Annotated in this window: 27 protein-coding genes; 18 read left to right on the top strand and 9 right to left on the bottom strand. The window is 38.6% G+C overall.

Translation table 11 applies throughout. The annotated features are described in order from the left end of the window. Window positions 1-2: 2 nt before the first annotated feature. From LV92_RS20345 to LV92_RS20335, 3 genes are all read right to left on the bottom strand, one after another. Window positions 3-230 (bottom strand): PspC domain-containing protein, encoded by a 228-nt coding sequence (locus LV92_RS20345; protein WP_031444841.1) that lies wholly within the window; start codon window positions 228-230, stop codon window positions 3-5. 9 nt (window positions 231-239) lie between these two features. After that, window positions 240-1,523, bottom strand: coding sequence for a DUF2851 family protein (locus LV92_RS20340; RefSeq protein WP_111625442.1), 1,284 nt, complete (start codon window positions 1,521-1,523; stop codon window positions 240-242). A gap of 111 nt (window positions 1,524-1,634) precedes the next feature. Next, window positions 1,635-1,946 carry a rhodanese-like domain-containing protein gene (locus LV92_RS20335; protein ID WP_111625441.1) on the bottom strand — a complete coding sequence of 104 codons (312 nt, stop codon included), beginning with the start codon at window positions 1,944-1,946 and terminating at the stop codon, window positions 1,635-1,637. 214 nt (window positions 1,947-2,160) lie between these two features. Here LV92_RS20335 and LV92_RS20330 point away from each other — a divergent pair, with 214 nt between their 5' ends. From LV92_RS20330 to LV92_RS21845, 13 genes are all read left to right on the top strand, one after another. Continuing rightward, a complete protein-coding gene (locus tag LV92_RS20330; RefSeq protein ID WP_111625440.1) occupies window positions 2,161-2,607 on the top strand; it encodes a MarR family winged helix-turn-helix transcriptional regulator in 447 nt (148 codons plus the stop codon). 41 nt (window positions 2,608-2,648) lie between these two features. Continuing rightward, entirely contained in the window at window positions 2,649-3,281 is a 633-nt protein-coding gene (locus LV92_RS20325) for an NAD(P)H-dependent oxidoreductase (protein ID WP_111625439.1), read from the top strand. 38 nt (window positions 3,282-3,319) lie between these two features. Continuing rightward, window positions 3,320-3,898 carry a YceI family protein gene (locus LV92_RS20320; RefSeq protein WP_111625438.1) on the top strand — a complete coding sequence of 193 codons (579 nt, stop codon included), beginning with the start codon at window positions 3,320-3,322 and terminating at the stop codon, window positions 3,896-3,898. A 280-nt stretch (window positions 3,899-4,178) separates the two neighbouring features. Next, window positions 4,179-5,576: an anthranilate synthase component I family protein gene (locus tag LV92_RS20315; protein WP_111625437.1), complete on the top strand. Its 1,398-nt coding sequence runs from the start codon at window positions 4,179-4,181 to the stop codon at window positions 5,574-5,576. An 84-nt stretch (window positions 5,577-5,660) separates the two neighbouring features. Further along, entirely contained in the window at window positions 5,661-6,290 is a 630-nt protein-coding gene (locus tag LV92_RS20310) for an anthranilate synthase component II (RefSeq protein WP_394336287.1), read from the top strand. Between the two features lie 86 nt (window positions 6,291-6,376). After that, complete coding sequence (trpD, locus tag LV92_RS20305; protein WP_111625436.1) at window positions 6,377-7,369, top strand: anthranilate phosphoribosyltransferase; 993 nt, start codon at window positions 6,377-6,379, stop codon at window positions 7,367-7,369. Between the two features lie 36 nt (window positions 7,370-7,405). Next, window positions 7,406-8,188, top strand: a complete 783-nt coding sequence (gene trpC / locus LV92_RS20300; protein ID WP_111625435.1) for an indole-3-glycerol phosphate synthase TrpC — start codon at window positions 7,406-7,408, stop codon at window positions 8,186-8,188. 10 nt (window positions 8,189-8,198) lie between these two features. After that, window positions 8,199-8,849 carry a phosphoribosylanthranilate isomerase gene (locus tag LV92_RS20295; RefSeq protein WP_111625434.1) on the top strand — a complete coding sequence of 217 codons (651 nt, stop codon included), beginning with the start codon at window positions 8,199-8,201 and terminating at the stop codon, window positions 8,847-8,849. A gap of 56 nt (window positions 8,850-8,905) precedes the next feature. After that, complete coding sequence (gene trpB / locus LV92_RS20290) at window positions 8,906-10,087, top strand: tryptophan synthase subunit beta (RefSeq protein ID WP_111625433.1); 1,182 nt, start codon at window positions 8,906-8,908, stop codon at window positions 10,085-10,087. A 55-nt stretch (window positions 10,088-10,142) separates the two neighbouring features. Continuing rightward, window positions 10,143-10,907: a tryptophan synthase subunit alpha gene (gene trpA / locus LV92_RS20285; protein ID WP_111625432.1), complete on the top strand. Its 765-nt coding sequence runs from the start codon at window positions 10,143-10,145 to the stop codon at window positions 10,905-10,907. Between the two features lie 9 nt (window positions 10,908-10,916). Next, window positions 10,917-11,132 (top strand): hypothetical protein, encoded by a 216-nt coding sequence (locus tag LV92_RS20280; RefSeq protein ID WP_111625431.1) that lies wholly within the window; start codon window positions 10,917-10,919, stop codon window positions 11,130-11,132. A 496-nt stretch (window positions 11,133-11,628) separates the two neighbouring features. After that, complete coding sequence (locus LV92_RS20275) at window positions 11,629-12,030, top strand: hypothetical protein (protein WP_111625430.1); 402 nt, start codon at window positions 11,629-11,631, stop codon at window positions 12,028-12,030. A gap of 95 nt (window positions 12,031-12,125) precedes the next feature. Continuing rightward, window positions 12,126-12,269, top strand: a complete 144-nt coding sequence (locus tag LV92_RS21845) for a hypothetical protein (protein WP_170126368.1) — start codon at window positions 12,126-12,128, stop codon at window positions 12,267-12,269. Between the two features lie 44 nt (window positions 12,270-12,313). On the opposite strand, the gene LV92_RS20270 is transcribed toward LV92_RS21845, so the two are convergent. After that, window positions 12,314-13,021 carry a uracil-DNA glycosylase family protein gene (locus LV92_RS20270; protein WP_111625462.1) on the bottom strand — a complete coding sequence of 236 codons (708 nt, stop codon included), beginning with the start codon at window positions 13,019-13,021 and terminating at the stop codon, window positions 12,314-12,316. A 128-nt stretch (window positions 13,022-13,149) separates the two neighbouring features. After that, window positions 13,150-16,602 (bottom strand): pyruvate carboxylase, encoded by a 3,453-nt coding sequence (locus tag LV92_RS20265; protein WP_111625429.1) that lies wholly within the window; start codon window positions 16,600-16,602, stop codon window positions 13,150-13,152. Window positions 16,603-16,809: 207 nt separating this feature from the next. Here LV92_RS20265 and LV92_RS20260 point away from each other — a divergent pair, with 207 nt between their 5' ends. Beyond that, a complete protein-coding gene (locus tag LV92_RS20260) occupies window positions 16,810-16,938 on the top strand; it encodes a 30S ribosomal protein THX (protein ID WP_111625428.1) in 129 nt (42 codons plus the stop codon). Between the two features lie 19 nt (window positions 16,939-16,957). Here the strand turns inward: LV92_RS20260 and LV92_RS20255 are convergent, their stop codons facing one another. From LV92_RS20255 to LV92_RS20240, 4 genes are all read right to left on the bottom strand, one after another. Continuing rightward, on the bottom strand, window positions 16,958-17,320 hold the full coding sequence (locus tag LV92_RS20255) for a hypothetical protein (RefSeq protein ID WP_111625427.1): 363 nt from the start codon (window positions 17,318-17,320) through the stop codon (window positions 16,958-16,960). Window positions 17,321-17,380: 60 nt separating this feature from the next. Then, window positions 17,381-18,142, bottom strand: a complete 762-nt coding sequence (yaaA, locus tag LV92_RS20250; protein WP_111625426.1) for a peroxide stress protein YaaA — start codon at window positions 18,140-18,142, stop codon at window positions 17,381-17,383. A gap of 101 nt (window positions 18,143-18,243) precedes the next feature. Further along, window positions 18,244-19,275: an RluA family pseudouridine synthase gene (locus LV92_RS20245; RefSeq protein ID WP_111625425.1), complete on the bottom strand. Its 1,032-nt coding sequence runs from the start codon at window positions 19,273-19,275 to the stop codon at window positions 18,244-18,246. 2 nt (window positions 19,276-19,277) lie between these two features. After that, window positions 19,278-19,865: a PASTA domain-containing protein gene (locus tag LV92_RS20240; RefSeq protein ID WP_111625424.1), complete on the bottom strand. Its 588-nt coding sequence runs from the start codon at window positions 19,863-19,865 to the stop codon at window positions 19,278-19,280. A gap of 196 nt (window positions 19,866-20,061) precedes the next feature. Here LV92_RS20240 and LV92_RS20235 point away from each other — a divergent pair, with 196 nt between their 5' ends. The 4 genes from LV92_RS20235 (at window position 20,062) to LV92_RS20220 (ending at window position 24,085) form a co-directional block, all read left to right on the top strand. Then, window positions 20,062-21,045, top strand: coding sequence for a D-alanine--D-alanine ligase (locus LV92_RS20235; RefSeq protein ID WP_111625423.1), 984 nt, complete (start codon window positions 20,062-20,064; stop codon window positions 21,043-21,045). 103 nt (window positions 21,046-21,148) lie between these two features. Then, window positions 21,149-21,610, top strand: a complete 462-nt coding sequence (gene coaD, locus LV92_RS20230; RefSeq protein WP_072863735.1) for a pantetheine-phosphate adenylyltransferase — start codon at window positions 21,149-21,151, stop codon at window positions 21,608-21,610. A gap of 227 nt (window positions 21,611-21,837) precedes the next feature. Further along, the gene (locus LV92_RS20225) at window positions 21,838-23,688 is read left to right on the top strand and encodes a PAS domain-containing sensor histidine kinase (protein ID WP_111625422.1); all 1,851 of its coding nucleotides are present in this window, start codon (window positions 21,838-21,840) and stop codon (window positions 23,686-23,688) included. Then, window positions 23,675-24,085 (top strand): response regulator transcription factor, encoded by a 411-nt coding sequence (locus LV92_RS20220; RefSeq protein ID WP_111625421.1) that lies wholly within the window; start codon window positions 23,675-23,677, stop codon window positions 24,083-24,085. The genes LV92_RS20225 and LV92_RS20220 overlap by 14 nt, the downstream gene beginning before the upstream one ends. The last annotated feature ends 129 nt before the right edge of the window (window positions 24,086-24,214 follow it).

Here is a 24,214-nt window from a genome sequence, read left to right as displayed (position 1 = left end):
ACTTAAAGATCAAAAACAGAGGTTCTTTTTGTATAAAGCAAATCCTTTATCCTTAGCCAAAAGGCCATAAACAAATAAAGGGCAAACCCAAAGCCCAAGGTAACGAAAGTAAGATATATAAAGGATGTACGAACTACTCTGGTACGTATACCCAAACGCTCGGCTATTCGTCTACAAACCTCAAATCCTCTTTTCTGAAAGTAATAAAGTACCGTATAGAAAATGTTCATGCCTTAAAATTAGGGTTTTCTATTCAATAATTGATGGCCCACAGCACATTGCAAACATTTATTTTTTGTACAGTATTCATTGTACAACTGTATTACGGCCTGACTTTCTTTGGCTGAAGGAAATTGCAATTTAAGTGACTTAAACTTAGAAATAACCGTATTGCTTTCTGATGTTATACCCGAAATAATATTTATTATCTCGTCTGGCACATCCCTTCCCATATGTTTTGCATAGCTCAATTTTATAGGAAGAACGGTATTGACAATTAATAGATCCACAAAGTTCCTGGTAAGTATCTTGATGTGATTTTTGGAGACTTTTCCAAAAGTATAATGGTTGTTCCAATATTCACTGGCAGATACTTTAAAAACCAAATAAAGTTCCTCAACACTTTTGGCATTGATAACCCTACTAAATAGGTTTTGGTGCAACACATACAAATTGGCTAATTGGGAAAGTCTGATGGTGGGGAAATTAGATGGGCGCAGTTTAAAGAATTCCGGTTTTTGATGTGGTGGTTCCAAGAAATGGAACTTGGCCTTTAGAAAAGCAAATTCCTTTTTTAAGCTATCATAATAATTATCGCCGATGTTATTATCATCCAAGAATCCGGCAAAGCCGTAGAGCAAACTTTCCATTTGAAGTGAATTGCCCTGTATTTTGCGCACCACTGGGAAAGGAAGCCGATTGGCAATTTCAAAAAAGGGCTCGCCATTTATTTTAAGTCCAAAATTTTTGGAAAGTAACACAAAAAACACGCGCTCCCAATCATTGTTGGAAGCTTTTAACAGTTGGGCCACCAAATCGGTTTTCCTCTCCAAACGCTCAAAATAGAGAACCTCCAACCAATTCTGTAAAACAAAATTAGAAGTGTCGGCAATCTCATTTTCACAATTTATAAATGAGCGCTCTTTGTGGTAGAACAATTTTTGATACTCCTGTAAAAGACTGGATGAAATATAGTCCCTAAGTACCAAAGTGGGAATAACCGTATTATCGCTCCTGAAGACGTCACAATCGTCCTCCCAAACCACATGAAGTATTACATTTTCGTAATTGGGATCTATTTCGTGATTGTGGGCGTACCAATCGGAAGATTTAATATGCATCTCCACCGTACCTGCCCACAACTGTTCATCTATTTGAATCTTGGCATTAAAGAAGTCGGGTCCGGACAAAAGATTATGTAATCCTACATCCAATATTTGAACAGCTTCATGTTTGGAGCTTTTCAAATTCTCCAATTGAAGTTTTTTATACTTCCAAATAAAATGCAAAAGATCTTCCCGCATAATCCAATGTTAAGAAAAAACCGATACTCCACAAGGTTAGATGAAAGTAAGTTACGTTCTGCCAAGAAGCCATAGATACCTTAATTATGACAAGGCCTGACCCCAAATATTTTATTCGGCTACTTCTCCTTCCCAGTTCATAAACCCGCCCAGCAAATTGTAAGCATTTTCAAAGCCTAACTTGTTCATTATGGCACATGCCTGACCACTGCGTTGGCCAGACCTACAATAGACGTAGTAGTTTTTGGTTTTATCCAACTTTTCCAGTTCGGTAACAAACTCTTGCCCTAAATAAATATCTATATTGGTCGCGTTTGGGATATACCCCTCCTCAACCTCTTCTGGAGTCCTAACATCCAACAAGAAAGCGTTCTCGTCGTTTTCAAATTGTTCACTCCACTCCTCTTGTGATAAATCTGCCATTTGTGTTATTCTTTAATCTTCAAAAATAATGTTTTTAAAAAAAATCATCCAACATTTAAAGCACAAATATATAAGGAAGCACTTTGCCAAAAATAAAGCAACCCTATTTTACTCATTTAAATATGCATATTACAATTTAACAAATTTTTATCACCAACCATGTTGGAGAACCTAATTAAATCCATACATTTGTATATACAATTGTTGTAACAACATGAATGTAGAAAAAATTATTAAAACAGACAAGCAAATCCCTATAGCAAGTAGGACCATTATACACTTAAGCCTTGTTGAAACAAAGATCAACGAGATAATGACAGCGGCACTAAAACCGCATGGGGTATCATTGCAGCAGTTTAATGTACTAAGGATTCTAAGGGGTCAAAAAGGAAAACCCGCCAATCTCTCTACCTTAAACGAAAGAATGGTCACAAAGATGAGCAATACTACTAGGTTGGTAGACAAATTGATCCTTAAGGGCTATGTAGAACGAATGGTCTGCCCAAGTAACCGCAGGAAAGTTGAAATAAATATAACTCTTGCAGGAGAAAGCGCCTTGTCCCTAATGGATCTGGCCATGAAAGAATCCGAGGTAAAATTGTTGGAAAATTTTTCTACCGACGATTTATCGTCCTTAAATGAATTACTGGATAAATTTTAAAAGCAATATAAACAGGTATAAATAATTATTAAATTCAAAACATGAATTCTTATATAGAAAATTTAAATTGGCGCTATGCCACCAAAAAGTTTGACGCTTCCAAAAAAGTGTCCCAAAAAGATCTAGAAAATTTATTGGAAGCTACCTCCTTGAGTGCATCCTCCTACGGATTGCAACCTTATGAAATATTGGTTGTAGAAGATGCTGTATTGAGAAGTAAATTACAACCAGCAGCCTGGGGACAATCCCAAATAACAGAAGCCTCCCACTTAATAGTTTTGGCCAACCAGTCCACTTTCGGGGAGGAATTGGTAGATAATTATTTAGACAATGTAAGTGAAACACGTGGTATTCCTTCCAATGATCTTGAAGGATACTCAGATTTTATGAAGTCCAAATTAATGCCGCTATCCGAATCGGCCAAGGCTACTTGGACTGCTAGACAAACCTATATAGCATTGGGCAATTTACTGTCCGCAGCTGCCGATTTAAAAATAGATACCTGTCCCATGGAAGGTTTTGATAGTGCCCAATTCAACGAAATGCTTGGACTATCCAAAAAAGGACTTAACGCTGCCGTACTTGTAGCAATAGGTTATAGGTCTGAGGAAGATAAAACACAACATTATAAAAAAGTACGTAAAACCAAAGAGAATTTAATTACATATATATAAACAGGAACATTAACAAACATTATCTTAAAATTGAAATTATGAAAAAAAGAGCATTAAGTTTAGTATTGGCCGTATTTACAGGTTTAACCGCCATGGCATCCACTCCAGTGGACAACGAAGTAAAACAAGTTAAAACAACAGAAAGTACAATTACTTGGAAAGGATACAAAGTTACAGGGTCCCATCATGGAACAATAGCCATAAAAGAAGGCTCTTTAATTTTTGACGGCGATAAACTAACTGGAGGAGAATTTGTGGTAGATATGCCTACTTTGGTTTCAAACGACTTGGAAGGTGAATCCAAAGGCAAATTGGAAAGACACTTAAAATCTGACGACTTTTTCGGAGTTGAGTCAAATCCTACCTCCAAATTGATTTTCACCAGCGTAAAAGCCACAGGGAAAAATTCCTACGAAGTAACTGGAAATCTTACTGTAAAGGGAAAATCCAACCCAATAACTTTTGACATCTCTATCTATGGAAACAAGGCTACGGCTACTATGAAGGTAGACCGATCTTTATATGACGTTAGGTTTGGATCAGGTAGTTTCTTCGACAATTTAGGGGACAAAACCATTTATGACGAATTTGATCTAGTAGTAGATCTAGTATTCTAAACGTATCCAAATAACTCTGTTCAAAACCTCACAATTGTGGGGTTTTTTATTTTTTACGTAACACAGGTTTGTAAATTTGAAATTCCTTCTTATATTTGGCCTTCAATGAAGAACATGGTATCAAATACTTGGTGGTGGAGCAACTTACGAAAAACATCGTGAGCAAAGCATCATTGTAGTATAACTATATAAAAGGCTTGTCATCACGACAAGCCTTTTTTTCGTTTAACATAGAAATCAAAGAACCCATTGGCAGAGAGTAGCAATTAAAAGAATTATCATGAAATACCAGTTAGTATCACATCACAAAAAAATACTTGCGGACACCATCACCCCTGTAAGTGTTTATTTAAAAATTAGAGATCGTTTCCCCAATAGCATACTTTTGGAAAGTAGTGACTACCATGCCAACGACAATAGTTTCTCCTATATATGCTGCAACCCTATCGCTTCCATAAAAGTAGAAAACGAGACGGTCACCAAACAATTCCCGGACGGAACCATCGAGGAAATAAACATTGACGAACAAACGGACATCCCCAGCATTTTAAACGATTTTAGCCAAAGATTTGAATCCCAGAACAACGACTTTAAGTTTATAAACAATGGTTTGTTCGGATATATGGCCTATGATGCAGTGCGGTATTTTGAAGATATAGACATTTCCAAAAAAAATAACAGTATCTCTATTCCGGACATCTATTATGCGGTTTATCAAAATATAGTCGCCATAAATCATTTTAAAAACGAAGCCTATATTTTTGCACACTGCTACGAATCCGAAAATAATATTGGGGAAATAGAACAAATTCTCAGTGCCAAAAACTTTGCGTCCTATAATTTTTCCAAAGAGGGAAATCCAATATCCAATCTAAAGGACGAGGAATATAAAGAGCATGTAGAACTGGCAAAAAAACATTGTAACAGAGGCGATGTTTTCCAATTGGTATTGTCCAGAAGGTTCTCTCAAGAATTTAAGGGCGACGAATTTAACGTGTATAGGGCGCTGCGATCCATAAATCCTTCTCCGTATTTGTTTTATTTTGATTATGGGGATTTCAAAATTTTTGGAAGTTCGCCCGAAGCCCAATTAATAGTAAAGGATGGTAAGGCGGAAATTCACCCCATTGCTGGAACCTTCAAAAGAACAGGGAATGATGAACAGGATGCGGAATTGGCAAAAAAATTGAAAATAGATGATAAGGAGAACAGTGAACACGTTATGTTGGTCGACCTTGCTAGAAACGACTTAAGTCGCAACGGCACCATGGTAAGAGTGGAAAATTACAGGGAAGTACAATTCTTTTCACACGTAATACATTTGGTCTCCAAAGTAACCGGATTAAAGAAAAAAGACATCCCAACTATGAAAGTTGTTGCCGATACCTTTCCTGCCGGAACATTAAGCGGGGCCCCCAAACACATGGCCATGCAACTTATTGAGAAATACGAAAAAACCAGTAGAGGCTATTACGGTGGGGCCATAGGGTTTATGGATTTCAACGGAAACTTTAACCATGCCATTATGATCAGAACTTTTTTAAGTAAAAATCATCAATTGCATTACCAGGCTGGAGCCGGTTTGGTGGCCGCTTCTAATCCCGAAAACGAACTTCAGGAAACTTACAACAAATTGGGAGCCCTGACCAAAGCCCTGGAAATAGCGGAAACCATATAATAATACCAATTAATTTGCCTCGTCTTTTGTTATCGGGGCATAAGGATAGAACAATATAAATGTTCAAAAGAGAACATCAAGAGTATGAAAGAGACTACAGATAAGAAAACAAACACCAAATCCATGGGCAAAGGACAAGGAAAGTCTATTTTGGTAATAGATAATTACGATAGTTTTACCTACAACCTTGTCCATTATTTGGAGGATCTGGATTGCACCGTAACCGTTAAAAGAAATGATCAAATAAGTTTGGAAGAAATAGAAGCTTATGACAAGATTGTTCTTTCACCAGGCCCGGGCATCCCTGACGAAGCAGGTCTTCTCAAAGAAATTATAGCCATGTACGCGCCTTCAAAAAGTATTTTTGGTGTATGCTTGGGGCAGCAGGCTATAGCTGAAGTTTTTGGAGGTTCGTTGGTAAACATAGACCAGGTCTATCACGGTATAGCCACCAAAATAGATATTGTTAAAGACGATATCCTTTTCAACGGATTGCCAAAAGAAATTGAGGTGGGCCGTTATCACTCTTGGGTAGTTGACCCTGCACTTCCAGAAGTCTTGGAAGCTACCTCTTTTGATAAAAATGGACAGGTTATGTCCTTGCGTCACAAAGTATTTGACGTAAGTGCAGTACAGTTTCATCCGGAATCGGTATTGACTCCTCATGGCAAGAAAATTTTGGAGAACTGGGTGTCCTCCCCTAACCGCTCATAAAGGGAGTAATAATTAAGAGCTTATAGACAAAGAATAATTATAACCAAAAAACCCTTGCACTGTAAGAGGTTTTGAGAGAGAGACTTATGAAAGATATTTTAAACATACTGATCAATAACGACGTACTTCCAAAAGAGGATGCAAAACAGGTTTTGGTCAATATTGCCAAAGGAGATTACAACACAAGTCAGATTGCCGCCTTTTTAACGGTATATATGATGCGTAGCGTTACAATAGAAGAATTGGAAGGCTTTAGGGACGCCCTGTTGGAGCTTTGTTTGGCGGTAGACCTATCACAATACAACCCCATAGATCTATGTGGTACTGGTGGTGACGGCAAGGACACTTTTAACATCTCTACTTTGGCCAGTTTTGTTACGGCTGGGGCCGATGTTAAGGTAACCAAACACGGCAACTATGGCGTATCCTCAAAGTGTGGTAGTAGCAATGTCATGGAATTCTTGGGCATTAAATTCAGTAATGAGGCAGGATTTCTTGAAAAATGTATAGACGAGGCAGGTATTTGTGTGCTTCATGCGCCGTTATTTCATCCAGCGATGAAAAATGTGGCTCCCATACGTAGGGAATTGGGCGTTAAAACTTTCTTTAATATGTTGGGCCCAATGGTGAACCCGGCCTTTCCCAAAAACCAAATGGTCGGAGTTTTTAATTTGGAATTGGCAAGAATGTACGGTTATCTATACCAAAAAACCGATAAGAACTTCACGGTATTACACGCCTTGGATGGTTACGACGAAATTTCATTGACAGGAAACACCAAAACCATTACCAACAAATCCGAGGGGATGTTGAAACCTTCAGATTTTGGAGTTGAAGCCATCTCTGCATCGGATATAGTGGGTGGAGATAGTATAGAGGAATCTGCACAGGTTTTTCTGAATGTTTTACAGGGAAAAGGTACTACCCCACAAAATAATGTGGTCTGTGCCAATGCTGGAATTGCAATAGCAACAGTTAAAGGGATTAGTCCAAGGGAAGGCTTTGAAGAAGCTAAGGAATCCCTACTGAGCGGAAGAGGGCTTGCGGCATTAAAAAAATTACAGGCCTTAAGTCAATAGATATAAACGGCTATACCTAGGCCAACTTTTAGTATCATGAATATACTGGACAAAATAGTTTTGGATAAAAGAAAGGAAGTGGATTTAATAAAATCCATTATCCCGGTTTCCCAATTGGAAGCCTCCGTATTATTTAACAGACCCACCGTTTCCTTGGCCAATGCCCTTAGAAATAGTAATAGTGGAATAATCGCGGAACACAAACGAAGGTCTCCGTCCAAGTCGGTCATCAATCAAAACAACAGTGTTGCCGATGTAGCTGTAGGTTATGAAAAAGCTGGCGCCTGCGGCATGTCGGTCCTAACGGATGGGAAATATTTTGGCGGATCATTGGACGACCTATTGTTGGCCAGGGCATCCGTTCAAATGCCGTTGCTTCGTAAGGAATTTATCATTGACGAATACCAATTATTGGAGGCCAAGGCCCATGGGGCAGATGTAATATTGTTGATTGCAGCCATATTGACCAGGGATGAAATTAAGGATTTATCCGAATTTGCAAAACAATTGCAGTTGGATGTATTGTTGGAGGTCCACAATGAAGAGGAATTACAGAAATCCATTATGCCCAGTTTGGACATGTTGGGAGTAAACAATAGAAATCTAAAGACTTTTGAAGTAAGCCTGGATACCAGTAAATCTTTATCCAAATTAATTCCGGACGATTTTGTGAAGGTTTCCGAGAGCGGTATAAGTTCTATAGAGGCTATACAAGAATTAAAACCTTACGGCTATCAAGGGTTCCTTATTGGGGAGAATTTTATGAAAACCGATAATCCCGGTCTAAGCGCACTGCAATTTATTAAATCGATTAAATAACAAAGCGGCCATGAAACTGAAAGTGTGCGGAATGAAATTGAATACCTCGGAAGTGGCCACCCTTGATCCGGATTATCTTGGTTTTATTTTTTGGGAGCCCTCCAAAAGGCTTTTTGATGGCAGTATTCCTGAATTACCGGAGTCCATTAAAAAAGTAGGTGTTTTTGTGGATGCCACCATAGAGGAAATTGTGGCAAAAGTAAACACATATGGTTTACGGGCAGTACAGTTACACGGAAAGGAAAGTCCGGAATTCTGCAGCGACCTAAAAAAATTAAAAAATGATCGTGCGAAAGCTTCAGAGGAAACCAGTCTGGAAATCATTAAAGTTTTCTCTATAAAAGATGATTTTGATTTTAGTGTTTTGGCTCCCTATGAAAATGTATGTGACTTTTTTCTTTTTGACACCAAGGGTAAATTACCTGGGGGCAATGGATTTACTTTCTGTTGGGAATTGCTAAAAAATTATCCCTCCTCCAAACCCTATTTTCTAAGTGGTGGCATTGGATTGGACGAGATTGAAAAAATAAGGGAATTTCAACGTAGACCGGAATCAAAATATTGCCATGCCATTGATGTCAATAGTAAATTTGAATCGGAACCGGGATTAAAGGATATTAAAAAACTGAAAAAATTTAAAGAAGTATTGAACATTGAGTAGCAACAATATTATACTCAATACCTTATACTCTGTACTAAATACTAGATTATAAAACCATGAATTACAACGTAGACGAAAAGGGATATTATGGAGAATTTGGAGGAGCTTTTATTCCTGAAATGCTCTATCCCAATGTTGAAAACCTTAGGCAGCAGTATCTAAAAATAATGGCAGAACCATCCTTTAAAAAGGAATTCAATCAATTATTGAAGGATTATGTTGGAAGGCCTTCGCCCTTATATTTTGCAAAACGTTTATCGGAGAAGTACAATACCAAGGTATATTTAAAGCGTGAAGATCTAAATCATACCGGTGCGCATAAGGTCAACAATACTGTTGGACAGATCTTAATGGCCAAACGCCTTGGCAAGACCAGGATCATTGCCGAAACGGGTGCCGGTCAACACGGGGTAGCCACTGCCACGGTATGTGCGCTTATGGGAATGGAGTGCATTGTGTACATGGGCGAAATAGATATTGCCAGACAGGCCCCCAACGTTGCCCGTATGAAAATGCTAGGAGCAGAGGTAAGACCTGCACTGTCCGGAAGTAGAACCCTAAAGGATGCTACCAATGAGGCCATTAGGGATTGGATCAATAATCCTGTGGACACCCATTATATTATTGGCTCGGCTATTGGCCCCCATCCCTACCCTGATATGGTAACCCGGTTTCAGTCCATAATTTCCGAAGAAATAAAATGGCAATTAAAAGAAAAAGAGGGCCGGGAAAATCCAGATTACGTTGTGGCCTGTATAGGTGGCGGTAGTAATGCTGCTGGTACCTTCTATCATTTTCTACACGAAAAGGAAGTGGGCATCATAGCCGTGGAAGCGGCAGGACTGGGCGTGGATAGCGGGGAAAGTGCTGCAACCTCCGTCCTAGGAAAAATAGGAATAATACATGGCTGCAAAACCTTATTGATGCAAACAGCCGATGGACAGATTACGGAACCCTATTCCATTTCCGCGGGACTTGATTATCCAGGGGTAGGCCCCATGCACGCGCATCTCTACAGAACAGGCAGGGCAGAATTTATTGCCGTTACTGACGATGAAGCTATGCAGGCGGGGATGGAATTATCCAAATTGGAAGGTATTATTCCAGCCATTGAGTCCTCTCATGCATTTGCCATTCTGGAAACCAGAAAATTCCGACCAGAGGATGTAGTAGTCTTTAATCTCTCAGGAAGAGGCGATAAGGATTTGGAAACCTATATAAAATATTTTAAGCTGTAAGCTTAAGCTACATATACATTTCCGCCATAGTGGGAATGCAAAAAATAATTTTAGAATGAACAGAATACATCAGAAATTACAAGAAGATAAAAAAGTATTGTCCATTTATTTTACCGCGGGCTATCCTTCTTTAAACGATACGGTAAAAATTATTCAAGATCTTGAAAGAAATGGTGTGGATATGATCGAGATTGGCTTGCCCTTCAGCGATCCATTGGCAGATGGCCCTACCATACAGGCCAGTTCTACCCAGGCATTGAAGAATGGAATGACCACATCACTGTTATTTAAGCAGTTAAAAGATATCCGGAAATCCGTTTCCATACCCTTGATCCTTATGGGATATTTCAATCCCGTTCTACAATATGGGGTGGAGGAATTTTGTAAAAAATGTCAGGAAACCGGAATAGACGGACTTATTTTACCCGATCTGCCATTGGACGTTTACCAAGAAAATTATGAAGCCATATTTAAAAAATATGGGCTTGTGAATGTTTTCTTGATAACCCCACAAACCAGTGATGCCCGTATCCATCAAATCGATACGGCCTCCGACGGATTTATATATATGGTAAGCTCCGCCAGTGTTACCGGTTCCCAAGATGGTTTTGGAAACAATCAAGAAGCCTACTTTGAGCGTATTGCGGATATGAAATTGAAGAACCCACAGGTGGTTGGCTTTGGGATAAGCAATTCAGAAACCTTTCTGCAAGCCACCAAACAGGCGAAGGGAGCTATTATTGGATCGGCCTTTATTAAATTTCTGACGCAAAACGGTGTAGACAAAATTGGGGATTTCGTCAAGGGAATTCGAAAATAAACAAGAGCAATGGAGATTATCAATAATTGGAAAATAGTTTTTATTTTATGTCTAACCCTTGGTCTGGCACCTTATTTTCCAGAACCCCACATCCTTGGTAAGATAAAATGGATATTGGGCGGTGCTAGCGGAATGGGGCCCATGGACTGGTTTGATGTTCTTTTACACGGATTCCCGTTTGTTCTGCTATTAAGGTTATTGGTCATTAAAGTCCTTAAAAAGTAAGCTTCTACTGAATATATATCACGTTTTTGAATTCCTACCTGCGGAGGAATTACATGTAAAAACTAAAAGTAGTTGGTGTTGAAAGAAATTGCAGAACTATAGCGCCCATTACTATAATATACCACACGCCTTGCTAATTCAGTACCAAAAAACAATAGATTCCTGCCTACGCAGGAATGACATGCCTACTGAACGCAACAGCAACAGGGTATAAATCCTCAGAAAAAGGTAATCAAACACTGAAAATCTAGTGTTGACCCATAAACCTAATGACCACTGCCTGTACAGAAATTACGCATTGGAAAGACGGGTCTAAAGCTGTTATTTTTTACTTTTTTGCCCCTCGAAATAATTAACTACCCGATAGATTGAATATCCAAATTATACATCTACCTTTAATATAGCAAACCATTAATTATCTGCTCCTTGAATACCTTAAAAAAGTAGTTGCCCCCTGAATAAGATGAATTTCTAAATTGTCATTAATAAAAATGTCATGAAATCAATTCGCTTACTTCTTGCATTACTACTTGTCAGCTCCGTTTTAGTGGGACAGACTAAAGAATTCTCCAAAGATTATTTTTTACAGAAAAGCAAAAAACAAAAAACTACCGCTTGGATATTACTTGCGGGTGGAACGGCCATGATCGTTGGTGGGGGAGCATTATTTGACAACAATTTTTATGGTGGATCAAACAGTGGCGCGGACATAGGCGGTTATATAGTGTTGGCAGGAATCCTAGCCAATGGGGCCAGCATTCCCTATTTTATCAGTGCCGGCAAAAATAAGAAGACAGCCATGTCCATTACTTTTGACTATCAACCTATATTTTTATCCGGAGACCTCTTGGTTGCGGCAAAAGCGAATCCAATGCTTACCTTAAAAATTAAACTTTGAGCCTTAACATTCCCTAACAAAGGTTTATAAAGGCTTTAACGGAATTTTTCAGGTCTTTTTATTAAGTTGGGAAGGAACCTTAAAACTTAAAAAGAATGGGAATTATAAATGATAAGAGAAAGTTTAAAAGAAAAGTGGAACAATCAAATCCCACCAATCCTACCGGGAATACCAATGTTGACACCAATAAATTTGACATTGAAAAAGACACTATAAAGGATCAACAAAACAAGCATTAATATAGGCTTAGTAATTCCACTAGACAGAACTTAGTGTAATACTTTTAGAAAAATTCTTTATACTGTAAAACCCTGAAATCGATCGTATTGAATTCAGGGTTTTTGTCTTTCATCTTTTTGTACTTCTCCAAGCTTCCAACTGCCCTGTTAGCGGCTCCGGAAGGTGCGGTCAGGGACACTGTTTTAATAATTCTCTCTTTGTTGACCACAGACTTTTCTAGAGTTTTGGACGAAGTTTCCATATCGGAAAACGGAAGAACAAATTGATGTACACGGGGTACCTCATTGGAAACCGGTTCCAGGCTTATTCCATGTTCTTTAAGATATTTTCTAAAAAAATACTCGGGACCATTTTTACTATTTCCCCCTGTAAACAATAAGGTATCCACTTTGGGATACCGTTGAAAATAACCCAGCATATCCCTCAATACAATGTTTTCCATCCCCAAGTCCGAAGCATCGATCTTGGAACGTTCTGCGCTTTGTACGATATCACATATTCCTATTTTTTGCTCCTTTAGAAAATCCATGCGCTGCCTAATGGCTTTTTCTGTAGTCTCAAAATCTAAATTGAGCCCAAAAATTCGATCTAAAATGAGCCACAATTGGCCATCCCGGCTGCCGTAACAAAAATTTACATCCCCCTCCTTTAAATCACCAATGGTAAATCTAGGCGGTGGTAGGGTCCCAACGATCAGCTTGGTGGCATCCTGGAATAAAAAGGGTTCGTATGGATGGGTATGCAAGAACATATGGCAAGATTTCATTAATTTAAAGGGCTTTGTGCTTACAAAGGTATGCGCCAAAAATAAAAAGTTGCAGGGATAAGCCCAACTATTTAGGATTCCCTGCAACTTCAATATTTATTATGCTGTGCTATTTATTTTAATACCACAACCAAATCCTCGGAATTTACCAGGGAACCTCCATTTAGTTGTACTCTATCTACAATACCCTCTTCTGTGGCGGTAACGGTTGTTTCCATTTTCATGGCTTCTATAACAAATAAGGGCTGATTCTTTTTCACTTCTTGGTTTTTCTTCACCAAAACACTGGACAACAATCCTTGCAATGGGGCACCTATCTCCTTTGGATTAGAAGTATCCGCCTTAACATTTTCAACCTTGTCTACCTTAACGGATTTATCCTTTATGATTACGTTTCGCAATTGTCCGTTTACCTTAAAGTATATACTTACGTTACCAGCTTCATCCGGCTCGCCCTTGAGCATAAGGGAAACAAGTATGTTTTTACCCCTGTCCAACTCCACAATAATCTCTTCCCCAATTTCCATCCCATAAAAGAAATTCTTGGTCGGGATATTAACCACATTTCCATATTTTACATGGTGGTTATAAGCGTCCGTAAAAACCTTTGGATATAATTTATAGGAAAGGAAATCGGTTATAAGTAGCTCGCGTCCCATTCCTGAACTGAATTTTCTTTTGAAGGCATTAAATTCCTTATCAAAATCTATAGGTTCCAAATGTGCATTGGGCCTATCTGTAAAGGCTTTTTCATCCTTAAGAACAATTTTCTGTAGTTTAGCCGGAAAACCGCCAACGGGTTGTCCCAAATCCCCTTTAAAAAATCCTATTACAGATTGGGGAAAGGAAATGCTGTCCCCTCTTTCAAGAACATCCTCTACAGTAAGTCCGTTACTGATCATATATTGTGCCATGTCCCCTACTACTTTAGAGCTTGGGGTTACTTTTACAATATCGCCGAACAGTTTATTGACTTCACCGTACATCTTGGTAACCTCGGGAAATTTATCCTCCAAGCCCAAAGCTATGGCCTGCCCTTTTAGGTTGGAATACTGTCCGCCCGGTATTTCGTGACTGTACACCTCTCCAGTACCCGATTTTAATCCGGACTCAAAGGTGTAATAGTAATTACGGACCGTTTCCCAATAATTGGAATATTCCGCCAATTTTTCGGTATTCAAAATATTCTGGCGCTCGTTAAAACGCAACATCTCCACTACCGAATTAAAATTGGGTTGGGAAGTAAGCCCGGACAATCCGCCCAAGGCAACATCCACCACATCCACTCCGGCCTCTATAGCCTTGAGATACATGGCCGATTGGGTAGAAGAGGTATCGTGGGTATGTAAATGTATAGGAATATTGATTTCCGATTTTAAGGCGGAAATCAGTTCATAAGCAGCATAAGGTTTTAACAAACCTGCCATATCCTTAACTCCCAAAATATGTGCGCCCGCATTTTCAATGTCCTTGGCCAGTTGCACATAATATTTTAGGTCGTACTTTGTTTTGGCTGGATCCAAAATGTCCCCAGTATAACAAATGGAGCCTTCGGCCAGCCCACCTGTTTTAGTACGTACATATTCAATACAAGGAGCAAGGGATTTCATCCAGTTGAGCGAATCGAATATTCTAAATACATCTACCCCGGACTTATAGGATTCCTCTACAAACCGTTCTATCAAATTATCTGGATAAGCGGTATAACCAACCCCATTGGAGCCCCTTATCAGCATCTGTAATAAAACATTGGGCATCGCCTTGCGCAATAGTTCCAAGCGCTCCCAAGGGTTTTCCTGTAAAAATCGAAGGCAGACATCAAAGGTGGCCCCTCCCCAGACTTCCATACTAAAAATTTCAGGGTGGTTCTTGGCATAACCTTCGGCTACTTTCAACATATCTATTGTTCGCATACGAGTGGCCAACAAACTTTGATGGGCGTCGCGCATGGTAGTTTCTGTAAAATGAACCTTTTTTTCATTCTTAAGCCACTGTGCAAACTGTTCCGGACCCAATTCCGTTAGAAGGTCCTTTGTACCCTTTGGATAACCTTCAAACTTAGCGAAAGAAGGGACTTTTGGTTTGGAAAAAATATGATCCTTATCCAACTTCTTCACATCGGGATTCCCGTTAACAATGGTTTCCCCTAGAAACTCGACCAATTTATTGGCTCGGTTCCTCGGTTCCACAAACTTGAAGAGTTCCGGTTCGTTCTTGATAAAGTTTACAGTTACCTTACCTTCCCTAAATGTAGGATGCTTAAGGATGTTGTCAAGGAAGGCCATATTGGTCTTAACTCCACGGATGCGGAATTCCGCCAATGCCCGGCGCATTTTTCTACACGATCCGTCCAAAGTTCTACTAATAGCAGATACCTTGACCAGCATGGAGTCGAAAAATGGCGATATGGCCACCCCCTGATAAATACTACCGGCATCCAGCCTAATACCCAATCCGGAGGCACTTCTATAAGTAGTAACCACGCCATAATCAGGCTTGAAATCGTTTCCTGGATCCTCGGTAGTTATCCTACATTGAAGAGCATAGCCCGTAACTACCACAGAGGCCTGATCCTGTATCTTAATTTGTTTATCTGAAAGCTTATACCCTCCAGCTATAAACAGTTGGGCCTTGACCAGATCAATATTAGTGATCATTTCTGTCACTGTATGCTCAACCTGAATCCTAGGATTTACTTCTATAAAATAAATACTACCGTCATCATCTACCAAAAATTCTACCGTTCCAATATTGTTATAGTCTACGGCCCTGCATATGTCGATGGCATACTTGTATAGGCTATCCTTTGTTTCCTGTGGCAGGCCAATGGAAGGCGCAAACTCTATCACCTTCTGGTAGCGACGTTGTACCGAACAATCACGCTCAAACAAATGCACTATATTGCCATGGGTATCCGCAACGATCTGAATTTCTATATGCTTGGGGTTTTCCACAAATTTTTCCAGGAAAACTGTATCATCACCAAAAGCATTCAGGGATTCCCTTTTTGCCTCCGGAAATCCTTTTTTAAGTTCATCCTCTGTACGGATTACCCTCATTCCACGTCCGCCGCCACCTGATGCAGCTTTGAGCATTAAGGGATAACCTATTTCCTTAGCTTCGGAAAGAGCGATATCTATATCGGTCAAATCCCTATCACTACTTCGTATGATAGGTATATTATTGGCTACAGCAACATCCTTGGCAGTTATCTTATCTCCTAAAGCCTTTAGGACTGATACCTTTGGGCCAACGAAAATAATACCGTTGTCCTCGCATTTTTGGGCAAATTTGGCATTTTCTGACAGGAATCCATATCCTGGGTGTATGGCGTCTACATTATTGTCCTTAGCAACCTTGATAAGGGCGTCCATATCCAAATAGGGCTTTAGAGGCTCATTGTCCTCCCCTATCTGATAACTTTCATCGGCCTTATAACGGTGCAGGGAATAGCGGTCCTCGTATGTATATACCCCTACCGTCTTAATTCCTATTTCTACACATGCCCTAAAAATGCGAATGGCAATCTCACCCCTATTTGCTACTAAAACCTTTTTTATTTTCAACCTATTACGTTTTTAGAATTACTCAATTTAACATAATTTTATAATTCTACAAACTTAGCATATTAGGGCTAGGTCGCCAATATCATAAAAGTATATCTTTTAAGAAATTTGTTACAAATCAAAATTATGCTTCAAAAGTGTTTCTGTTTGAAACTTGCTTATAAGGTATTAATATTTTAACTTTAAAAAAGACAAAATATAGATAAAATGGGAAAAGGTGATAAAAAATCGAAAAGAGGAAAAATCATTAACGGTACCTACGGAACAAGGCGTAAACGCAAAATAAAAAAAAGACCTACGGTAGAAGAAAAAATAAGTCCGGGCAAGAAAAAATAAGGCGAAATTTTATTAAGGACTAATCCACAACAAAATTCAAGACAACATCCCCCTCTTCGGAGATACTTAAGACATAGGTGTAAAATCCATTTTCCAACGGTGTTTCACCTACAAAATCTATAGGCTGAAGAACGTAATTTTCCTCACCTACCATAATATTTATATAGGCATAAGAATAAGCCGTTTCGTATTCCAGATAGCCGGAATATTCTTCAGGTTCAATATTTTCATGAATCATTTCATCGTCACCCACCTGCACGGTATCAAAAGTAACAGTGCTTTCATTTTTAATCCTGATGTTCACGCCTTCCAAATTGTCATCCCTATCCGAACAACCAATAAACACAGTAGCAATTAAAAATAATAAAGCGAATCGTTTCATATCAATCTCAATTAAGTAGTAGTACTTATTTGAAAATAACGCTTTTTTTCCGGAAATATTCTATCGGATATACACTGGTTGATTTTCCTTAAGGGTATGTTCCTTACTGTACAGATAGCCATCCCTGTCAAACCCCTTAACATCCTCCAAGGTTTTGGCATTGGTGTCCAAAATATAACGTACCATGGTTCCCCTAGCTTTTTTGGCGAAAAAACTAATTATCTTTAAATTATCATTCTTCCAATCCTTGAATATTGGCGTAATTACGGGTACTTTAAGACGCTTTTCGTCTACTGCACTAAAATATTCGTTACTGGCCAGGTTAAGAAAAAGTTCCTTATCCTGCAATTCCGAATTTAGATAGTCCGTGATCTGCTTTTTCCAAAACTCGTATAAATTCTTTTTGCGTCCCATCTTTAATTGTGCACCCATTTCCAAGCGATAGGGCTGCATTAGATCCAAAGGTTTCAAAACACCGTATAAACCCGATAATATCCTTAGTTTCTCCTGAAGACTTTCCAGTTTATCCGGTGCCAAGGTATAGGCGTCCAGTCCTTGGTAAACATCCCCGTTAAAAGCATAGATCGCAGGCCTGGCATTTGTTTCTGTAAAGGGAACCGTAAACTCCTGGTTCCTTTCCCAATTCAGTTCTGCAAGATTGGCCGAAATACCCATTAACTCGGATAAGGCCTTGGGCTTTTTCTTGGCCAAAACCTTGTTAAGCTGTTCGGCCTCCTTTAAAAAATAGGGCTGCGAAAATTCTTTGGCAGGCAATTTACTTTCAAAATCCAAAGATTTTGCAGGTGATATTACTATTTTCATACTTGTTCGGATCTTTTTAAGAATTAGACCAAAAATAATGGCTGAACATTAAATTACCTAAGTCTTTAAAATCTTGTTATCAATAATGGTATAAAGGAAACCTATTCCGCTTGACTATGCTTGGCGTATTGCCGCCATTTTTCAATGCAATTGGCCATGTCTTCTGGAATTTCGGAGTCGAACCTCATAAATTTACCGGAAACGGGATGCACAAACCCCAAGGTCTTTGCATGTAGTGCCTGTCTTGGTAAAATTTTAAAGGCGTTATCCACAAATTGCTTGTATTTTGTAAAAGTGGTCCCCTTTAAAACTCTTTCCCCACCATACCGCTCATCGTTGAACAGGGTATGGCCAATATGCCTTAGGTGCACCCTGATCTGATGAGTTCTTCCCGTTTCCAGGGTACAGGAAAGTAGTGTTACATATCCAAGGCGTTCCAGAACCTTGTAGTGGGTAACCGCTTCTTTGCCCTGCTCTCCTTCTGGAAAAACATGCATCTGCAATCTGTTTTTAGGATTGCGGCCAATATGTCCCTCTATTGTTCCTTCATCCTCTTCCACATTCCCCCAGACCAATGCAATATATTCGCGTTCACTGGATTTTTCAAAAAACTGCTTGGCCAGATGCGTCATTGCAGCTTCCGTTTTTGCCACGACCAAGAGGCCCGAGGTATCCTTATCTATTCTATGCACCAGTCCGGGACGTTCATCACTGTTCTTTGGCAAATTCTCGAAATGATAGATCAGGGCATTGATCAAGGTACCTGAATAATTCCCATGCCCGGGATGGACCACCATCCCAGCTGGTTTATTCACGATCAAAAGAACATCATCCTCATAGACAATATCTAAAGGTATATTTTCTGGAGTAAGTAAATTTTCATGGGGTGGATGTGCAAACATGACCCGGATATGGTCACCTGCCTTTACCTTGTAATTTTGTTTTACCGTTGCCCCGTTTACCCAGACATTTCCATCCCTTGCGGCCTGCTGGATTTTATTTCGTGTTGCGTTTTCAATGAAATTCATTAAAAACTTGTCAATCCTTAATGGATCCTGACCTTTGGAAGCCTTAAAACTATGATGCTCAAAAAGTTCCTCCTCATTTAATTCAAACTCATCCTGTACTTCCATAATTATTCGGACTCTGCCTTTACTTCTGCTCTTGCGGTAATATTACCGTTGCCGCATATCAACTCTATTTTTGAGGTTTTTGGCAGCTTGTCACCTGGGACAATATATTTTCCTTTATACTTAATATTATAGACCATATCCTTTCCCAATTCATCCACATAGGTAACCCTTTCCACTTCCAAGCCAACGGCCTTGAGCATAGAGCTCGCATTTCTTTGGGTTACCTGAATAATATTGGGAATGGTGACTTTTTTATATCCGGATGGATTAACGGTAATGTAAATTTTCCTGTTCTCCTTAACCTTGCTTCCGGCGCGCGGAGTTTGGTCTATAATGGAAAACCGAGGATAGGTTGGATTATAGTTGGCCGAATCCAATACCTCATATCTCAATTGTGATTCATCAATTAGCGATCTCATTTCCGTTACCGATAATTTGGATAGATCGGGGACCTCCACAAACTTACCGTGATTGGTAGTAGCCTTTAAATACTGCATAGCCCCAACAACCAACAACACAGAAACCACCAATGCCAACACCAACTGAATCAAAAAAGATTTACTCGTTAAAAAATTAAAAAAATTTCGCATAGTATATTTTCTTGTGCCACAAAGATAGAAAACCGGACGCTTTTTCTTTACTTTGACTGCATGTTATTTGAATATTGATTTTATGCATCATATAGCTTTAAAATAAGCCTGATTAATTATGGCTATTTTAGAGCTCATTTGCAGGCAATAACTCTCTATGACTTGGTATTACCAATTTTAAAATTATTTCTATCGAATGAAAAAAAATATTGCGATTATAATGGGCGGCTACTCCAGCGAGTATAAGATTTCCTTAATTAGTGGAGGTGTGGTATACGATTATTTGGATAAGGAAAAATTCAAAGCCTATAGAATACATATTTTTAAGGACAAATGGGTCTATGTAGACGGTGAACAAAAGGAATACCCTGTAAACAGACATGATTTTACCGTTAATCTAGCCTCCGAAATTATAAAATTCGATTGCGTATTTAATGCAATTCACGGTTCACCTGGGGAAGATGGCCTAATGCAGGCCTACTTTGAACTGCTTGGAATTCCGCAAACGGCCTGTGATTACTACCAAGCCTCCTTGACATTTAACAAACGTGATCTACTAAGTGTTTTGAAACCATATGGTATTAAATCGGCACCTTCATATTATATTAATTTTGGAGATCCTATTGACGAAGATGGGATAATAGCAAAAGTAGGATTGCCTTGTTTTGTAAAGGCCAATAAGGCCGGTAGTAGTTTTGGCATTTCCAAGGTCTACAAAAAGGAAGAATTAAACAAGGCCATTGAAAATGCCTTTAAAGAGGATAATGAAATACTTATAGAATCCTTTTTAAACGGAACCGAGGTTTCGGTCGGGGTTATCAAATACAAAGGGGAGACCAAAGTGTTGCCGATCACTGAAATTGTATCGGAAAACGATTTTTTTGACTATGAAGCCAAATACGAAGGCAAATCCCAAGAAATAACACCGGCAAGAATAACCAAGGAACAAGAGAAAAAGGTAGTGCAAATAGCACAAAAAGCCTATGAAGTCCTAAAAATGAAAGGGTTTTCAAGAAGTGAATTCATTTTTGTGAATGATGAGCCTTTTATGTTGGAAATGAATACCACGCCTGGCCTTACAACAGAAAGCATATTGCCACAACAGGCCAAAATAGCAGGTATTTCCCTTTCTGAACTCTTTGAAAGTGCCATTTGGGAAGCCTTGGGAGAAAATAAGTAATTTTAAACCATACCCGCTTACCATAGAATGGGTATTTTAGTGAACCATTTATTTCCGGCCCTATTTTTAGCCACCGGGAAATGACAACTTTAATTTTGCAATAATGAAAAAAAGACGTGCCATTTTTCCGGGTTCTTTTGATCCATTGACCTTAGGGCATTATGATATTATAAAAAGGGGAATAACCCTTTTTGATGAACTAATCATTGCTATAGGGGTGAATACTGATAAAAAATACATGTTCACTCTGGAGGAGCGCAAAAGATTTATTTCCGAAGCCTTTAAGGATGAACCACAAATAACCGTTCTAACCTATCAGGGGCTAACGGTTGACTTTTGCAAAAAAGTTAATGCAGGCTTTATACTAAGAGGCCTTAGAAATCCCGGGGATTTCGAATTTGAAAAGGCAATAGCCCATACCAATCGTAAGCTTTCCGAAATAGAAACCGTTTTCTTGCTGACCTCCTCGGGCAAATCCTACATTAGTTCTTCCATTGTTAGGGATGTAATTAGAAACGGTGGTGACTATTCTGGCTTGGTTCCAGATTCGGTCAGGACAAAATAAAATAAACCCATGTATTAATCCTTCAAGGAACCCAATGCATATAAGGCGTAGTCATATGACTATTACCGTAAGAAGACTACATTTTCCAGATTCCCACGGAGCTGAAAACAATGGAAAATGGCTATAAATTTCTTCATATTACCGTTACACAACTAATTTCGTCCAATTCACAACAATCTATTCGCTGTATTAAATAATCGGACTACTATTGTAGGAAAATGCGACAGATGATTATGAATACCCCCATCGTAACAAACCAATTCCTGATAAAACAGTTGCCAAAACCAACTGCCTTTATTAATAAGGAGTTTAAGGTTGTACTCGCGTCGGATAAATGGGCCGAAGAATTTGGATTCCAAGGCAAGGACTATATTGGAAAATCCATTTATGAACTGTTCGGAAATACGAGCAAGAAATGGTCCAATAATTTGTTGGCATGTTTTGATGGGAAATTTCCAGAGTCGGAAATAGAGATCTATCAGGATAATAGCACTAAAGAAAAGTGGTTCGAATGGACAAATATTCCTTGGTATGATGAACAGGAAAACATTATTGGGGCAATTGTACAAACTGAAGATGTTACGGATAGAATTAAAAACGAATTAAGAATAGAGAAACTGGAATTCCTACAAAAGGAAACCGGGGAGCATGGTAAAATCGGTAATTGGGAATACCAAAAATCAAAAGATAGGTTTACATGCTGTGAAATGATAAGACGTATTTTCGAAGTCGATGAAGATTTTGAAATCAACATAGACAACTCTGTAAATTTTTATAAGACCGGTTATAGCAGGAACACTATTTCCATGGCAATTTATTCCGCCAATCAGAAAAAAACGCCTTGGAACGAAAAATTGCAGATCATTACCGCCAAGGGCAATGAAAAGTGGGTAAATGTTTCCGGAAAGCCATTGTACAAAAATGGCGAATACGTGGGGCTCATAGGAATTGTCCAAGATATTACGGATTTTGTACAGAAAGAACAAAAGACCAAAGACAATGAGCATTTATTAAAAACACTGATAAACAACCTGCCATTACAGATTTATATTAAGGATACCCAATCCAAAAAATTGTTGGCAAATAAATCTGAACTGCAATTTCTAGGAATCGAAAATGAGAGCGATATTATAGGTAAGGATGATTTTGATTTGTACGACAGGGCCACGGCCCAAAAATTCAGGGAAGAGGACATTGAAGTCATGATTTCCCAAATTCCTATGTTGAACAAGGAATTAACACGTAACACCCCTGATGGTTCCACTATAACCTTTCTAACTTCCAAAATTCCATTAATAGGAGAAAATGGCGAAGTTACAGGACTTGTAGGAATCAGCATGGATATTTCGGAACAAAAACAAAAACAAAAAGAACTAAAAAACCTAATATCCGTAACCTCCTCCCAAAATAAAAAGCTAATTAATTTTGCCCATATTGTTTCGCACAATTTAAGGTCCCATTCTGCCAATTTTGCCATGCTATTGGATTTCTTGGGCCACGAAGAAGATGAAAAAGAAAGACATAAAATTATGGAGATGCTTACGGACTCCTCCAAACACCTAATGGAAACTCTTCATAATTTAAATGATATTGTCGCCATTAACACCGAGTCCAACATAATTAAGAAAGAAGTCAACTTCAATAAAAAGTTAAACACAGTACTTAAACAAGTCAATAATCAGCTAAACAAGGCCAAAGCCACTGTAATCAGCGAAGTATCAGATGATGTTAACATAAACGTAGTACCCTCCTACTTGAAAAACATATTGACCAATATTATTACCAATGCCCTGAAATATAAAAAACCAGATGTTGACCCCATAATAAAGTTAAGCGTTAATTATGTTCAAAATTATACGGTTATAAGTATTGAAGACAACGGTGTTGGGTTGGATTTAAAAAAATATGGGTCCAAGTTGTTTGGAATGTACAAAACCTTCCATGGCAATTCGGACGCAAAAGGTCTAGGTCTGTACATTACCAAAAATCAAATTGAAGCCATGCACGGTAAAATAAGTGCCACGAGCCAAATAGGTATTGGAAGCACGTTTAATTTATATTTTAATGACAAAAATTAATTCAATTTTCATTGTCGATGATGACACCATAACAATCTACGGAATTAAAAAAATATTAACTTCTGTTGCCACCTGCAAGGAGATTTTTGAATTCAAAAATGGACAAATGGCAATTGACCGTATAAAGAAAATGATTATCGAAAAATCGGAACTACCAGATTTAATTTTTTTGGATATCAACATGCCAATAATGGATGGCTGGGAATTTTTGGAAGAGTTCATAAAATTACCCATAAACAAAAAGATCAACATAAATATTGTCACCTCCTCCATTGACCAATTTGACATGGACAAAGCCGAAAATTTCAGGTCCTTGACACACCACACTGTTATTTACAATAGCAAACCTATTAAGAGGTCTGAAATAGAAAAAATTACCGCTTCCATTTCCGTTTAATACCTAAGTTTTAGCTAACTTTGAATTCTTGAAGATTATTTTGGACCTCTTTTGCTAAAGAGCATTATCCATCAATTACCTAATTTTCAAATTGAACTTCAAAGTCTTTTTTTTTGAGCTTTAAACAAA

This window comes from Arenibacter echinorum, assembly GCF_003259375.1.
Lineage (GTDB): Bacteria > Bacteroidota > Bacteroidia > Flavobacteriales > Flavobacteriaceae > Arenibacter > Arenibacter echinorum.
This window is presented reverse-complemented; position numbering and strand designations above follow the sequence as displayed.